13 protein-coding genes are annotated in these 13,941 nt (G+C 65.4%); 4 read left to right on the top strand and 9 right to left on the bottom strand.

The genetic code is table 11. From position 1 onward, the window contains the following. Positions 1-57 precede the first annotated feature (57 nt). Positions 58-696, top strand: a complete 639-nt coding sequence (locus tag AC1DB8_RS03520) for a PH domain-containing protein (protein ID WP_476892185.1) — start codon at positions 58-60, stop codon at positions 694-696. Positions 697-729: 33 nt separating this feature from the next. Here AC1DB8_RS03520 and AC1DB8_RS03515 read toward each other — a convergent pair whose 3' ends face one another. From AC1DB8_RS03515 to AC1DB8_RS03490, 6 genes are all read right to left on the bottom strand, one after another. Next, positions 730-1,836 (bottom strand): ABC transporter permease, encoded by a 1,107-nt coding sequence (locus AC1DB8_RS03515; RefSeq protein ID WP_476892184.1) that lies wholly within the window; start codon positions 1,834-1,836, stop codon positions 730-732. After that, positions 1,833-3,374, bottom strand: a complete 1,542-nt coding sequence (locus tag AC1DB8_RS03510; RefSeq protein ID WP_476892183.1) for an ABC transporter permease subunit — start codon at positions 3,372-3,374, stop codon at positions 1,833-1,835. The genes AC1DB8_RS03515 and AC1DB8_RS03510 overlap by 4 nt, the downstream gene beginning before the upstream one ends. Before the next feature lie 179 nt (positions 3,375-3,553). Then, the gene (locus AC1DB8_RS03505; RefSeq protein WP_441417153.1) at positions 3,554-5,335 is read right to left on the bottom strand and encodes an ABC transporter family substrate-binding protein; all 1,782 of its coding nucleotides are present in this window, start codon (positions 5,333-5,335) and stop codon (positions 3,554-3,556) included. A gap of 401 nt (positions 5,336-5,736) precedes the next feature. Beyond that, complete coding sequence (locus tag AC1DB8_RS03500; protein WP_476892182.1) at positions 5,737-6,150, bottom strand: hypothetical protein; 414 nt, start codon at positions 6,148-6,150, stop codon at positions 5,737-5,739. Between the two features lie 188 nt (positions 6,151-6,338). Continuing rightward, positions 6,339-7,049, bottom strand: coding sequence for a class I SAM-dependent methyltransferase (locus AC1DB8_RS03495; RefSeq protein ID WP_476892181.1), 711 nt, complete (start codon positions 7,047-7,049; stop codon positions 6,339-6,341). A gap of 111 nt (positions 7,050-7,160) precedes the next feature. Next, positions 7,161-7,820: a Type 1 glutamine amidotransferase-like domain-containing protein gene (locus tag AC1DB8_RS03490; protein WP_476892180.1), complete on the bottom strand. Its 660-nt coding sequence runs from the start codon at positions 7,818-7,820 to the stop codon at positions 7,161-7,163. 232 nt (positions 7,821-8,052) lie between these two features. On the opposite strand from AC1DB8_RS03490, the gene AC1DB8_RS03485 reads away from it, so the two are divergent. Genes AC1DB8_RS03485 through AC1DB8_RS03475 form a run of 3 tightly spaced genes read left to right on the top strand, consistent with a single transcriptional unit; the run spans position 8,053 to position 10,097 of the window. After that, positions 8,053-8,745: a histidine phosphatase family protein gene (locus tag AC1DB8_RS03485; protein WP_476892179.1), complete on the top strand. Its 693-nt coding sequence runs from the start codon at positions 8,053-8,055 to the stop codon at positions 8,743-8,745. Between the two features lie 24 nt (positions 8,746-8,769). After that, a complete protein-coding gene (locus AC1DB8_RS03480; protein ID WP_476892178.1) occupies positions 8,770-9,330 on the top strand; it encodes a DUF3090 domain-containing protein in 561 nt (186 codons plus the stop codon). Continuing rightward, on the top strand, positions 9,330-10,097 hold the full coding sequence (locus AC1DB8_RS03475; protein ID WP_476892177.1) for an SCO1664 family protein: 768 nt from the start codon (positions 9,330-9,332) through the stop codon (positions 10,095-10,097). The genes AC1DB8_RS03480 and AC1DB8_RS03475 overlap by 1 nt, the downstream gene beginning before the upstream one ends. Positions 10,098-10,203: 106 nt before the next feature. On the opposite strand, the gene AC1DB8_RS03470 is transcribed toward AC1DB8_RS03475, so the two are convergent. The 3 genes from AC1DB8_RS03470 to AC1DB8_RS03460 form a co-directional block, all read right to left on the bottom strand. Next, positions 10,204-11,526: a nicotinate phosphoribosyltransferase gene (locus AC1DB8_RS03470; RefSeq protein WP_476892176.1), complete on the bottom strand. Its 1,323-nt coding sequence runs from the start codon at positions 11,524-11,526 to the stop codon at positions 10,204-10,206. A gap of 1,170 nt (positions 11,527-12,696) precedes the next feature. Continuing rightward, complete coding sequence (locus tag AC1DB8_RS03465; protein ID WP_476892175.1) at positions 12,697-12,960, bottom strand: hypothetical protein; 264 nt, start codon at positions 12,958-12,960, stop codon at positions 12,697-12,699. Positions 12,961-13,234: 274 nt separating this feature from the next. After that, a complete protein-coding gene (locus AC1DB8_RS03460; RefSeq protein WP_441417143.1) occupies positions 13,235-13,798 on the bottom strand; it encodes a dihydrofolate reductase family protein in 564 nt (187 codons plus the stop codon). Between the last annotated feature and the right edge of the window lie 143 nt (positions 13,799-13,941).

Here is a 13,941-nt window from a genome sequence, read left to right as displayed (position 1 = left end):
AGCCGCCGTCGCACCGGTGATTAGTGCTGGAACTCGGAATACTGAATTATGGGGGGCATGAGCACTGTGCCCGCTGCCGGAAACGTTGAAATCTTCAAGGCCAGGACCAACAAGTGGTTCGCCTGGCTGGCCTGGACCGTGGCGGTCGTCGGCCTGGTGGTCACGGTCGCCTCGGCCGGCCCCGCGGCACTCCCCACCACCGCGCCGCTGCTGCTGATCGCGCTGCTGGGCTGGCAGTTCTTCTGGATGCCCGCCGTCGTGGTGCACGACGGCGGCGTCACCCTGGAGAACCCGTTCCGCTCGGTCCTGGTGCCGTGGGCGGCCCTGGTGCACGTGGACACCCGCTACGCCCTGACGCTGGTGACGGCACAGAAGGGCTACGCCGCCTGGGCGGCGCCGGCCCCGGGCATCTGGGGCGGACGCAATGCCCGCCCCGAGGACCTGCAGGGCCTGCCGGACACCAGCTACGGCCCGGGGAAGTCGGTGCGGCCGGGCGACCTCAAATCCACCGACTCCGGCCAGGCCGCCCGCCTGGTGCGCACGCGCTGGCGGGACCTGGTGGAAAGCGGCGCCCTCGCCGCAGGCGACGCCGCAGGCGACGCCGACACGGCTGTGACCGTCACGCCGCGCTGGGCGGCCATCGGCGGCGTCGTGCTGCTGCTGGCGGCCAGCTACTGGGCGGTTGCCGCCCGGTAGCTGGCCGCTGCCGGCGGCGTGGCTGCAGCGCATCTAGTGGTCCTTGGGTCCATCAAATGCGGTGACCGGGGCGGCCTCCGGAACCCGGCTGCCCGTTTCCCGCGCCCTCTTAGCGTTGAACTTCTTCTGCCGCGGGTCGAACGCGTCGCGCAGCCCGTCGCCGATGAAGTTGATGCTCAGGCAGATCAGCACGATGAACAGGCCGGGGAACCAGAACAGCCAGGGACGGGTGGCGAACGCCTGCTGGTTCTGCGAGATGAGCAGGCCCAGCGAGGTATCCGGAGCCTTGACGCCGACGCCGAGGAAGCTCAGCGCCGTCTCGGTGAGGATCGCGGCGGACATGGTCAGCGTGACGTTCACGATCAGCACGCCGACGGCGTTGGGCAGGATGTGCTTGAAAATGATCCGCGCGTTGCTGGCGCCGGAGATCCTGGCCGCGTCGACAAATTCCCGCTCGCGCAGGGTCAGGAATTCACCGCGCATCAGGCGGGCCAGGCTCACCCAGCTGATCAGGCCGAGGAAGATGCCCAGGGCCAGGACGCCGTTGGTGCTGGCGAAGGCGGCGAACCAGCTTCCCGAGTCCCGCCGTCCGGCCATCTGCGCCATCACGGCGGCGAGCAGCAGCGCCGGAACGATGATGATCACGTCGGTCAGCCGCATCAGGATTGCTTCGGCCCAGCCGCGGAAGTAGCCCGAGACCGCTCCGACGACGACGCCGATCAGCCCCGCGATGATGCCGATGACGAACATGACCGTGATGGACTGCTGCGCCCCGCGCATGGTCATGGCGAACAGGTCGCGGCCGATCCGGTCCTGGCCGAACGGGTGCTCGCCCCAGGCCAGCGGCCAGAGCGAGGAGGTCGGCGCGCCGTCGTTGACCAGCGGCGAAACCTGCTCGTGGTTGTACTTCCACCAGCCGGGGATGCCCCAGTACCCGACCGAGGTGAAGGCGACGATGAAGATGAGCGCAAAAACCACCAGGCCGATGATGGCACCGGAGTGGCCGAGGAAGCGCTTGCGGACAATCTGGCCCTGGCTCAGGCCCTTCGCTTCGAGGACGGGCTCGATGCCGGCCGCCGGCGTGGGCTGCAATGCGGCTTCTTCGGCCATGATTTCGTCTTGCTGGCTTGGCTGGCTCATGCTTTTACCCTTACGCGCGGATCAAGTGCGGAGTAGGCGAGGTCCGCGATGAGGTTGAACACCATGGCAGTGATGGCTACACACAGGAAGACACCCATGACCGGGTTGGGGTCAACGTGCGAGATGCCGTCCAGGAAGAGGAAGCCCATGCCGCGGACGGAGAAGACCGATTCGGTGATGACGGCGCCGCCGATCAGGCCGCCAATGTCGAAGGCCACGATGGTGGCGATCGGGATCAGCGCGTTGCGGAAGGCGTGGCGCATCACCACGGTCCGTTCCGACAGGCCCTTGGCCCGGGCGGTCCGGATGTAGTCCATGTTCATGATCTCCAGCATCGAGGCCCGGGTGAACCGGGTGTAGCTGGCGAGGGAGATCAGGATCAGCGCCATCGTCGGCAGGATCAGGTGGGTGAAGGAGTCCAGGCCCAGGACCCAGAAGTCGCCTTCGATGTTGGGGGTGGTCGCCCCGATGGTCGCGATGGGGCGGCCACGCACTCGGCTGTTGTTGAAGTACGTGGGCCACGCCTGCATGAAACGGTCCAGCAGGATCATGAATCCCACCAGGAACGAGGTGATGGCGGCCGCGCGCATCGACTGCCCCCGGTCGTAGCCGCCGACCAGGTAACCGATGCCCAAGCCGACCAGGACGGCGGCGATGGCCAGCAGCACGATCATGACGAAGGTGGCCTGGTCCAGCAGGGGCTGGACCAGGAAGTACAGGACCACGCCGACGCCGACGGCGATCAGTGCGGATTGCAGGGCCTTGCGGTTTTTCAGGCCGGCGGTGAGCAGGGTGACGGCGAAGGCGATGCCGACGCCGGCAATGGCGATCAGCACCGGGCCCAGGCCCGGGGCCTTGAACCATTCGGTGGCGGAGAAGTAGATGAGGATGGCCGTGACGAAGAGGAAAACGACGCCGCCGGAAAGCACCCTGCGCTTCAGCTCGCCGCCTATCGCCACCGCGATCAGCGCACCGAAGGCGATGCCGATGGCGATGGCGGTCGGTATCGGGATCTCCGGGTTCCTCAGGAAGTTGTTGAAGCCGATGGCGCCGAATTCCTTGAGCAGGACGGCGACCCAGAAGATTGGGAGGGAGAAGAACAGGAAGGCCATGAAGGTCACGCCGTAATCCAGCGCGCTGTACTGGCGCAGGGCGGTGATGATGCCCAGGGTGATGCCGACCAGGATGGCCAGCACCGTGGCACCGGTGACCAGGGTCAGGGTCTGGATGAGGGCATGGCCCAAGGCGTCGGTGACGGGCTGGCCCACGATGTTCTTGCCCAGGTCACAGGAGTTGGCGAAGGGCACGAGGCACTGGGCGGCGCCGCCGAGCCACTTGAAGTAGCGCAGCGGCGGCGGGACGTCCAGCTGCAGGAGTTCGGTGCGGGCGTCCATCAGTTGCTGCTTGTTGGCCGCGCTGATGGCGCGGTATTCCTCGAGGGGGTCGCCTGACGCCGCTGTCAGGAGATACACCAGGAAGGATGCGCCGAGAAGAATGAGGGCGGCAGTCATGAGCCGCCGGACTATGTAGGTCACCATGGGGAATAGAACCTCGGTATTCGGGCCCAGGGATCGCCCGGACCGGTCTCAGAGTTAGGCCGGATGCCCCGGACGATGCGGCCGCGCCAGTTCATCGCCGGGGTCGCTAGAAAGGCGTCGGGACCGTAAAGCCGTGGTCCCGACGCCTTTAGCTAGCAAGTGTCACTTGAGGCTGCGGGCTACTTCTGCGCCCACTCCCAGAAGTTCCACCAGACACCGGTCTGGTTCGGCATGTACTTCACGCCGGTGACGCGGTCGCTGTATGCGTCCACGCCGACGGACTGGAACAGCGGCAGGCCGTAGCTGGAAGCCCAGATCTTCTTGTCGATCTGCTGGACCAGGTCATCCTGCTTGGCCTTGTCGGTGGTGACGATCAGTTCGTCCATCAGCTTGTCGGCGTCGGGATCGGTGAACTTGTTGAAGTTCGAGCCGTTTCCGGACTTGAAGATCTGCGGGACGCCGGAGACGCCGACACCCGAGTTGCTCCAGCCAAAGATGGTGGCATCGTAGCTGCCGTTGCCGAGGGCCGCGCCCCAGTCCGACTTGCCGAGGCCGCCGTCGACGACCTTGAAGCCTGCCTTGGCGGCGGACTCGCGGATCAGGGAGAAGGAGTCCACCCGGTTGGGGTTGTCCTTGTTGTACATGATGCGGACCGTGGGGGTGGCGCCGTTCAGCAGCTTCTTCGCACCTTCGATGTCAACATCCTGGTAGGCGGAGGAGCCGTTGTCCTTGACGGAGTCGGCGTACTTGGCCTGGTCCGGGACGAAGAGCTGGGAATCCAGCGGAGCGGACTTGTCATCGAGCTTCTTGACGATCTTGTCGACGATGTCCTTGCGCGGAACCGTCTTCATGAAGGCTTCGCGGACATTCTTGTCGGCGAACGGGCCGCTGTAGTTCAGGTCGAGGTGGTCGTAGGCCAGCTGGTGGCCCACCTCCACCGTGACGCCCTGGCTTTCGAGGGCCTTGAGCTGCTCCACCGTGTCGGCGGAAGCCTGCGGGGCGATGATGTCGGCCTCGCCGTTCTTCAGCGCCTGGACCTGGGCCGGGGCTTCGCCGATGTAGCGGACGGTGATTTCATCCAGCTTGGGCTCCGGGCCCCAGTTGTAGTCCTTGTTCCTGACCATGGTCAGGGACTGGTCCTGGTTGACGGCCTTGACGACGAAGGGGCCGTTGGAGAGGTAGAGGCTCGGGTCGGCCGGCAGCGTCTTGGTGTCGAAGCCGGTGTTCCACATGTCGGCCATGGCCTTGAGCTGCTTGTTCGCGGGCTTGGGGTTCTTAGCGTCGCCGCGCGGCATGCCCTTGACCAGGTCAACGAAGGCCTTGGCGTCCGCCAGGCCGGCCTTCTTCGCAAGGACGTGGGCCGGAATGTCGATGCCGGGGCCGCCGAGGGCGATTTCCCAGTCAGCGAAGGGCTTGGAGTACTTGAGGGTCATCGAGCGGTTGTCGTCGCCGAGTTCCGGGAAATCGGTCAGCGCCAGGCCGGTCGGATCTCCCGCGTAGTCGAAGTACGAGGTGCCCTTCTTGCCATCCGCGTCAGCGTCGTTGTAGTAGCCGGAGAATGCTGCCCACTGAAGCACCAGGTCGGCTGCCGTGACGGGAGTGCCGTCAGACCACTTGACGCCGTCGTTGATGGTGTACTTCACGGTGAGCGGGTTGTCTGAGACCTTTTCCATCTTGCCGAACTTTTCGTTGCGTACAACGTTCAGCTTGTTGTCGACGTAGAAGAACCCGGAGTGGGTGGCGTAGCTGATCTTGGAGTTGATATCAGTGTTGCCTTCAGCGGTGTTGGGGTTGAACGTATTGAACGCGTTCACCTCTACGACCGTTGCCGATCCGCCTGTCTTGGCTGCTGCCGCGGCCGACGACGGGGTTGTCCCGCCGCTGTTGCCTGCGCAAGCGCTGAGTGCGAGTGCTGCTGCTGCCGCGACCCCCACTGCTTTGGAAATACGACCGAATCGCATTCCGCCTCCTTGTTTCTGTGGTGTGGATGAGACCGGCGCCGTAGGCACCAGACAGACGTCCACACTCCCCCAGCGGCAGTGTGGCGCGTCTCACATGGGATGAAGCGTAAACCCATGACAGGGCAGAAGGGCATGAAAGTTGACCGCGGGTATAGTTCGTTATCGAGCTGCAACAATTGGCGGCACCGTTAACTGAATTTTGTCGAAATTCATTGACGGATGCGGCACCCCAAGATAAAAGCCGATTGCTGCAAAAAGCCCGGATTCATGCAAATCGGGGCTTTACGAGTTAATCTTCCATTACTGGCCCCGACGGGGCCCAACCTGCGAAGCTGCACTCCGCCACGTCTTCGTTGGCAGCGCGACCGCCCGATCGCCATGTACTTTCCGCTGCTCCGACGCTAATGGTTCTGGCCGATTGCCAAGGTGCCGGAATTGAAGGCCAGTTGAAGTCCGCCGCCGACCGGGTCGAGCCTGCAGTTCTGGTCCTTTACCCGCGGCCAGCCGGCGAGCTCGGGCGCGCTGCGGCTCCACCGGTAGTGGGTGTCGTCGTGCCGCACGTAGATGTCGACTGCCTCGCCGTCGAACTGATCCTGGGTGATGAGCACCGACTGGCCGTCAGCGGCTTCAAGCCTCACATAGTCAGCAGACATCCCAGCCGTGAGGAAGGCGAAGAACAACAAGAGCGCAAGGTAGGGCACCGCAGCGGCCGCAGCCAGACCTGCGGTCCACGCGGCTGCCAGCCGTAGCTTGCGGCGGCGGATCCTTCTGATGAGCGGCGGCACCAAAAGGCTCGCCGCGGCGACCGCCGCCATTAGCGCAATAGCCCGGAGCCCTGCGCCAATACATTCGGCCGGCACAGCGAAGAAGAGAAGTAGATGCGAACCGGCGGCAACCCTGGCGGCCTCAGACACTGCACTTCCGCCCCACCCGACCAGCGCTGCCGCCACCAGGACCGCAGCGCCCCAGCCCTCGCGTCGGCTCAGGGGTCCACATCCCACCTCTACACTCTGTCGGCTTCGAGGACGAAGAAGATGAAGGACAGGAACGCTGTCTTCTCGCCAGTGAGGATGCGCGGGGGGAGGAGTTCGTGCGGTGTATCTGGAGACGGGGCTGGTTCGCTTACGGCGGCTACACGGTATCCGGCCGAGATGAAGGCGTTGATCATCGCGTGAAGGGGCCGGTGCCAGAAGGTCAGGACCGCAGGCTCGCCGTCGAACTCGTAGTCCTCCGAGTACTCCCGGACGGCGAAGTAGTCCTCGGTTGGCTGGGTGACCACGCTGACCGTGGGGTGGTTGACCGACAGGATCAGGCGGCCGCCCGGCTTGAGCACGCGCCGTAGTTCGGCAAGCGGTGCCGACCAGTCCTCGAGGTAGTGCAGGACCAGGGACGCGACGACGTCGTCGAAGGAGTCATCGGCGAAAGGGAGCGGCCTGCTGAGGTCGGCCAGGTGGAGGTCTGCGCTCTCTCCCAGTCGCTGTCGTGCCAATTCGAGCATGGCAGGACTGGAATCGAAGCCGGTCACGACCGCGCCCTTGGCGCCCAGTGCCGCGGACAGGGGCCCGGAGCCGCACCCGGCGTCGAGAATCCGGCGGCCGGCCACCTCGCCGGCGAGGCCTAGCATCGCGGGCCGCTCGTAGTAGGCGTTGAGGAGGCTGGACTCGTTCTCCGCCGAGTAGCTCTCAGCGAAACTGTCGTAGTGGTCGGCTCGCACGGATCCCCGCTCTCAGGTTGACGCTGATGGTCAGGTCGGTCGGCCCGATCCTACAACTTTTCAGGGGTCCTGTGCGGGGCACCGCAGGACTTCACAAATGCTGATCACCCATCACCCAAACTTCTTCCATCGTCCTTCGGAAACCACCTCGACGGAGCCGTCGACGACCTTGATGGCTGTCTGTTCATCGATGGCGTAGGCAGGAACATCTATGTCGGCGGCCCACCGCTCTGCGTGGGCCAGGGTGTTGCCCGGGAAAGCGTCCAGGTGAGGAAAGATCGAAAAATCCACCACCCCCAGAGTCTGGTCATCCGGAGCGGACGGCCACTCGACGAAGTAATCCCCGATCCGGGGCGTCATCACCATGCTTCCGGCACTCACCCCCACCCACACCGTGTCGGGAAGTGAGGGCAGCAGCTCGGCCAGCCCGGACTCCCGCATCCAATGGGACAGGTACGTCGCGTCGCCGCCGTCGACCAGGAGCACGTCGGCCGCCCGAAGCCAAGGGACCCACCGATCCGCGCCGATGGTGGGCAGCGCGGTCAGCTCGAGAACACCGAGCGACGCCCAGCCCAGGCCGGACAAGTGACGGTGGTTTGGGTGGGCGGCCAGTAGGCCCCGCACAGATGCCGGTCCGCACATGGGGTGACCCCACTGCGCCGTCGGGACGACCAGGGCGTGGCATTGGGCGACCGGTTTGTTGAGAAGCTGCACGAGCGCCGAGTGGATGCTCGGGTTCGTCACGCCGCCTGACGTCAGCAAGAGATTCACACGTGCCCCCAAAGTTCGCGCGCGGATGGTGGATGTGCCTGAACGCGGGAAACGGGCTGGAACCCACCGGCCGATTCGGTAAGCATGCCCGTCTGGCGCTCGGCCCTTCAATAGGTACACACCCAGCAAATCTTTGTCCATGGTCCGGCATGGATGCAGACACCACTCAGGTGGTGGACGCGCGACCCGGTCCGGTTCACACCGCCGTCGAGCGGGTGGCTAGGCTGGGTGGATGGCGACAGTTATCCTCGTGCGGCACGGCCGCACCACAGCCAATGCCACTGGACTGCTGGCCGGCCGGGCAGCCGGCGTCAGCCTGGACCAGACCGGGCGGGAGCAAGCGGCTCTGACCGGAGACCGGCTCGCGACCGTACCCTTGGTCGGGGTGGTGTCGAGCCCCCTTGAGCGTTGCCGGCAGACCGCCCAGCTCATCCTCGATCGCCAGGCGGGCGCGCCGTACGCGCCGGTCGATCTCGATCTCACCGAGTGCGATTACGGCCAGTGGCAGGGCCGCACGCTCAGTGATCTCGCGGCCGAGGATTTGTGGCCGGTTGTGCAGTCGCAACCGTCCGCCGTCGTCTTTCCCGGCGGTGAATCCATGGCCGCGATGCAGGCTCGGTCGGTGGCAGCGGTTCGACGCCACGACGCAGCTTTTGAAGCCGAGTACGGGCCAGGGGCCGTGTGGGTGGCGGTGAGTCACGGTGACATCATCAAGTCAATCCTCGCCGACGCGCTCGGCATGCACCTTGACCTGTTCCAGCGTATTAACGTGGGCCCCGCGTCCGTATCGATCGTCCGCTACGGCGCCAGTCGGCCGAGCGTCTACGCGACCAACACCGACGCGGGTGATCTGTCGTGGCTGTCGAACGGCATCCATTCCGGCGATGCGCCGGTGGGCGGCGGTGCAGGGCAACCGGCGCCATGACACTCATGTGCCTAAAATACTGACATGCCTTCACGTGTTCACGAGTTTGCCTGGCCCGATCGGGTCATCGTCGGCACCATCGGCGTTCCAGGGGCGCGCACGTTCTACCTGCAGGTGCGCGCAGGGAAGCAGCTCGTGAGTGTTGCCATGGAAAAGCAGCAGGCAGCTCTGCTCGCGGAGAAGGTCGACGAAATTCTCGACCAGCTCATCACCGTCGACGGCAACCCGTTCAGCGTTCCCACGGGTACTCCCCTTGAACTTGTCGACAATGACCAGCTCGAGGCCGTTCAGGAGCAGTTTCGCACCGGCGCCATGACCTTAGGGTGGGATCCAACCACGGCTCAGGTCGTCATAGAGGCCTATCCCGTCACCGATGCCGACGCCGATGCCGATGAGAACGACGAATCGCTTGACGAGGACGGCGCTAACGAGCCCGAAATGCTGCTGGTGCGAATGCCGGTCGGCACCGCCCGCGCATTCGCCAAGCGCACCCGCGAGATCGTGGGCGCCGGGCGTCCGACGTGCCCGCTCTGCGGTTACCCCATGGACGCCGACGGGCACATCTGCACCCTTCCCGAGGTCTGATGCCAGCGCCCGACCTAGTGAACACCGAGCTGACCCTCACCGGCCGCATCACGACGGCATCAAACGCTACGTTTCTGGGCAGCATCGGCGACGTGATGGTCGTCTATAAGCCGATAGCCGGCGAAAGCCCGCTGTGGGACTTTCCCCACGGCACCCTGGCTCACCGGGAGGTGGCCGCCTACCTGGTCTCGCAGGCCTTCGGCGGGGACGTCGTGCCGCGCACTTGGCTGCGCGATGGTCCGATGGGCGAAGGAATGGTGCAGCTCTGGCAGGAGCAAGACCACGCCCAAAGCGCCGTCGACCTGGTCGCGACGGACCGCGTGCCGGAGACTGGCTGGAAACACGTCCTTGAGGGACGGGATGAGAACGGACGGATGATCGCCCTCATTCACGAAGACTCGCCCGCGCTCAGACGCATGGCGGTGTTCGACATCATCGTCAACAACGCAGACCGCAAAGGCGACCACATTCTTGCCATGACGGACGGACACCGGCACGGCGTGGACCATGGGCTCACCTTCCACCCGGACCACAAACTGCGCACGGTGCTGTGGGGATGGCTGGGAGACGCTCTGACCTCCGAGGAACGCGACGGCATCGATCGCGTCACCGAGGGATTGAACGGCGGGCTGGGCCGAAACCTGGCGGACTTGCTCAGTGCCGAAGAAATCGCAGCGCTCGCCGCGCGCTGCGCCCGGTTGCGCTTGGCAGGGCGGTTTCCGGCTCCGCGCGGTGAGATGCCGGCGGTACCCTGGCCGCTGTTCTAAGGAACGACGGCGACGGCTTCGCCGGCTGTGCCGCGTTGAGTCGTCCCTCTGCGGACGCGCCCGCAGAGCGGATCCAACGCCAGGCAAGGTCGGCGCCTTGACCACTTCACTCGTAGATGGTCGGGATAGCCGGACCGCCGGCCTGCAGCCGGTCCACGACCCGGGGCAACTCCGCCATGGAGGCCGCGTGCCGGTCCCGCGCCCGACCCACCGCGCCCGGCCCGGTCCACCCGGGCAGGAGCTCGCCGCCTCTCATGAACTGCTGCAGGAGCGGCCGGCCGTTCTTGCCATCGGCCGGCGGATGCTCCACGCCGAGGACCTCATGGGTGGCGGTGCCGCGGCCATCCAGGCGGCGCACCGCGAACTTGCGGCCGCCCACGTTGATCTTGTCCTTCGAGGTCTTCGCGACGGCGACGAGCCCGCCTGAGTCGCCGGCGCGGCTTACCAACTTGTAGACCATGCCGGCGGTGGGCGCCCCGGAACCCGTCACCAGCGACGTGCCGATCCCGTAGGAATCGGCCGGCGCTGACCCTAGCGCGGCGACGGAAAACTCGTCCAGGTCCGAGGTCACCACGATTTTGGTGTGCACGTTGCCCAGGCTGTCCAGGAGTTCGCGGACCCAGCGCGCCTGGGCCACGAGGTCTCCGGAGTCCAGCCGGATGGCCCCGAGCTTGTCTCCGGCAAGGTCGACGGCGGTGCGGACAGCCGCTTCGACGTCGTACGTGTCCACGAGCAGTGTGGTGCCCGCCCCCAGCGAGGCAAGTTGCGCCGCGAAGGCGTCGCGCTCGGAGTCGTGGACCAGCGTGAAGGAGTGTGCCGCGGTGCCGACGGTCCGGAGGCCGTAGCGCCGGCCGGCGGCCAGGTTGGACGTGCCGGAAAAGCCGGCGATCACGGCCGCGCGGGCCGCCGCCGCGGCCGCTTCCTCGTGCGTACGGCGGGAACCCATCTCAATACAGGGCCTGCCGCCGGCGGCACTGGTCATTCGGGAGGCGGCCGAGGCGATGGCACTGTCGTGGTTCAGCACCGACAGGACGTAGGTCTCCAGGACGCAGGCCTCGGCGAAGGTCGATTCCACGATCAAGACGGGGGAATGCGGAAAGTAAGCCTCGCCCTCCGGATACCCCCAGATGTCACCGGAGAACCGGAAGGCGGACAGGTGTTCCAGCGTGTCTTGATTAACCACCCCGGAGCCGGCCAGGAAATCGAGGTCGTCCTGGCTAAAGCGGAAGTCTGCGATGCCTTCAAGGAGCCGGCCGGTGCCAGCCACGATCCCGTACCGGCGCCCGGCCGGGAGTCCGCGGGCAAAGGCCTGGAAGACGGACCGGCGGTGTGCGGCCCCGGAGTAGAGCGCCGCCTGGTACATGGTCAGCTCATAGTGATCGGTAAACAGTGAGGTCCGGGATCCGTCCGGTGCGGCAGATGTGCCCATGACTCACTCTAGGGCGGGGCCGTGCGGAAAGGGAGGCCGCTGGCCGCTGGTACCGGCTGGCGTGCTGTACCGTCTCCGGGCCGCACTTAGCCAGTGCATGGAGCTTGCCGGATCCGAGCCGGCCCACGAACTGCTCACGCTCGTCAGCGCCGAACTGGAACGCCGCGAAAGCCCGGAGCATCCGCACCCGCGGTTCCCACCACGGTGAGGGACCAAAGACCCCACGCCGCCTCGGCGGCCTGGCTGCTGGCCCACCGCAAGGACCTTCGCCCCTACTCAGGGAACTCATACAAGCGATTAATGAGGGCTAGAGCGTGCGCTAAAGAGGAGAGGGATCATGGGAACATGCGATGTTTGCGGTAACCCCGACGGAAGGACGTTCACCGTCTCCATGGGAAACCAGAGTGGAACTTTCGACAGCTTCGAATGCGCCATACAAATGATGGCTCCGGCGTGCGAACACTGCGGCTGCCGGATCATCGGACATCCGGTGGAGAGCGAATCGGGCGTGTACTGCTGCCTCCACTGTGCCAAGGAAGCAGGAAACCCGCACAAGCCCGCCAAGGAACAACCTTCCGGCCTCGCCGTTCCGGCCCAAGACCCATCTTCCCCCCGCTGAGTGCTTCCGCGGTGAACCGCCACCTCGGACTGGGCGGTTCACCGCGGAGATGGGGTGAGCGCGGTGGGAGATAGGGGCCGCTGTGGGCGAACCACGCGTCGACCATGTCGGATTACGTGGGCCAGGGAAAGTGCGTGGCCTGGCACTAAATAGGGGAAGCCCCACCAGCAATGCTGAAGGGGCTTCGACTGTTTTGATTCCGTTATGACGAACATCATCTCCCGAACTTGCGGGAATCCTAGCGCTTCCTGCCTCGTCACCGGCAGACCACGGAGGATTAGATCCACCATGCGTTCAAGGGTTCCCCTGTTGTTCGTTCCCGTCCTTCTTTCGAAGAACGTATTAACAGTGATACGCCCAGTTTTTCGATGGCGCAAGAGCCAATGCTCCCCGCGTCGGCGGGACTTTTCCGAGCGGTGTCGGTGGATCAAGGTGACTGCAGGAGACTGCAGCTTGGATCCAGGGCCACAGCACCGCCGCAGAGGCCAGTTCCTGACGCCCGAACTGAACCTGAATCGAAAAGCCATCCGCCACGGGATCCGATAGCAACGCTAGGCTGTCATCGTGTTTGCCAGCTCGTGTTTCTCCGGGGTGACTTCCACCGGCAGATTTGGCCTGACATTGTTGTCGAACCATGCATCGTGCTGCGCGGCCTCCTCCCAAATTTCCACGACAGTCATTCCGCCTACGCTCTCATAGGCGTAATGGGCGTTGAATCCTGGCGTGGCCATGAGCTTGTCCCTGAGAGCGGCGGCGATGCCTTCGTACTGTTCCCGGGTCAGGCCGGGCACAAGGTTTTGGACCAGAACAGTCATGGCGGACTCCTTTATAACCGAACGGCCAGCCGGGCGGACGGAACCCGCGGACAGGGCCGGCACAGCCGAAGCCTACGCCGGTAACGGCGGCCGCGACATAGCTGGGTGCTACGCCGTGGGGCTGGGACGGACCCCAAGACGGGGCGTTTGCGTGGCGAGCCTCGACACGTTGGATTCGTCCCGGGAACACGCGCCCGGCCGGGGGCCAGTCGGCGATGTGTACGTTGGGTTGGCCGCGTCCGGCCCTGTCAAGGTTGGCGCTCCGGCCGGGCACTCAGTGCCGGGTCTCGTACCTAGTGAGGACCACACCGCCCGGAAAGGTCCGGGTCTCCACCAAGCTCAGGTTCACCCAGTTGTCCAGGGCTGTGAAGAACGGCGTGCCGCCGCCCAACAGCACCGGATGAGTGACGATCGCGTACTCGTCGATCAGTCCGGCCCGCATGGCTGCCGCGGCGAGCGTGGCACCGCCGATGTCCATGGAGGCGCCGTCGTCCGCCTTGAGCCGGGTGATCTCCGTGACCGCGTCGCCGGTGACCAGGCGGGTATTGCCGTCGACCGTGCGGGTCGTCGAGGAGAACACCACCTTTGGCATGTCCCGCCAGCGGCGGGCGAACTCGATCTGCGCCGGTGTGGCGCCAGGCTGCTGGTCGGCAGTCGGCCAGTGGGAGCTCATCCTCTCCCACAGTTTGCGCCCGTACAGCGCCAGCCCGGTCGCCGCCACCCGGTCGGACCACCATTGGAACAGCTCGTCGCTCGGTGCGCTCCAGCCGAGGTCATCGCCGGGCGCAGCGATGTAGCCGTCCAGGCTCAGGTTCATACCGAAGGTCAATTTGCGCATGGCGTCAGTCTCCCGTGAGGGGGTATTCCTTGTACAGAGTCGAACAGACCCGGAACGCCGTCGCGTGACTAACCGTTCATATCGATCGCCGGTCAAGCGGGCCGCAGAAGTTCACTGCACCGCCGAGGCTTCGCCGTCACAAA

This window comes from Arthrobacter sp. 10N410 (assembly GCF_056394945.1).
Note: the sequence above shows the minus strand (reverse complement) of the source record. Positions and strands in the feature narration are given on the sequence as shown.

Bases quoted from the DNA above. Each gene is read 5' to 3' on its own strand.
- AC1DB8_RS03520 (WP_476892185.1), top strand. From the start codon at position 58: ATGAGCACTGTGCCCGCTGCCGGAAACGTTGAAATCTTCAAGGCCAGG.
- AC1DB8_RS03515 (WP_476892184.1), bottom strand. From the start codon at position 1,836: ATGAGCCAGCCAAGCCAGCAAGACGAAATCATGGCCGAAGAAGCCGCA.
- AC1DB8_RS03510 (WP_476892183.1), bottom strand. From the start codon at position 3,374: ATGGTGACCTACATAGTCCGGCGGCTCATGACTGCCGCCCTCATTCTT.
- AC1DB8_RS03505 (WP_441417153.1), bottom strand. From the start codon at position 5,335: ATGCGATTCGGTCGTATTTCCAAAGCAGTGGGGGTCGCGGCAGCAGCA.
- AC1DB8_RS03500 (WP_476892182.1), bottom strand. From the start codon at position 6,150: ATGGCGGCGGTCGCCGCGGCGAGCCTTTTGGTGCCGCCGCTCATCAGA.
- AC1DB8_RS03485 (WP_476892179.1), top strand. From the start codon at position 8,053: ATGGCGACAGTTATCCTCGTGCGGCACGGCCGCACCACAGCCAATGCC.
- AC1DB8_RS03480 (WP_476892178.1), top strand. From the start codon at position 8,770: ATGCCTTCACGTGTTCACGAGTTTGCCTGGCCCGATCGGGTCATCGTC.
- AC1DB8_RS03475 (WP_476892177.1), top strand. From the start codon at position 9,330: ATGCCAGCGCCCGACCTAGTGAACACCGAGCTGACCCTCACCGGCCGC.
- AC1DB8_RS03470 (WP_476892176.1), bottom strand. From the start codon at position 11,526: ATGGGCACATCTGCCGCACCGGACGGATCCCGGACCTCACTGTTTACC.
- AC1DB8_RS03465 (WP_476892175.1), bottom strand. From the start codon at position 12,960: ATGACTGTTCTGGTCCAAAACCTTGTGCCCGGCCTGACCCGGGAACAG.
- AC1DB8_RS03460 (WP_441417143.1), bottom strand. From the start codon at position 13,798: ATGCGCAAATTGACCTTCGGTATGAACCTGAGCCTGGACGGCTACATC.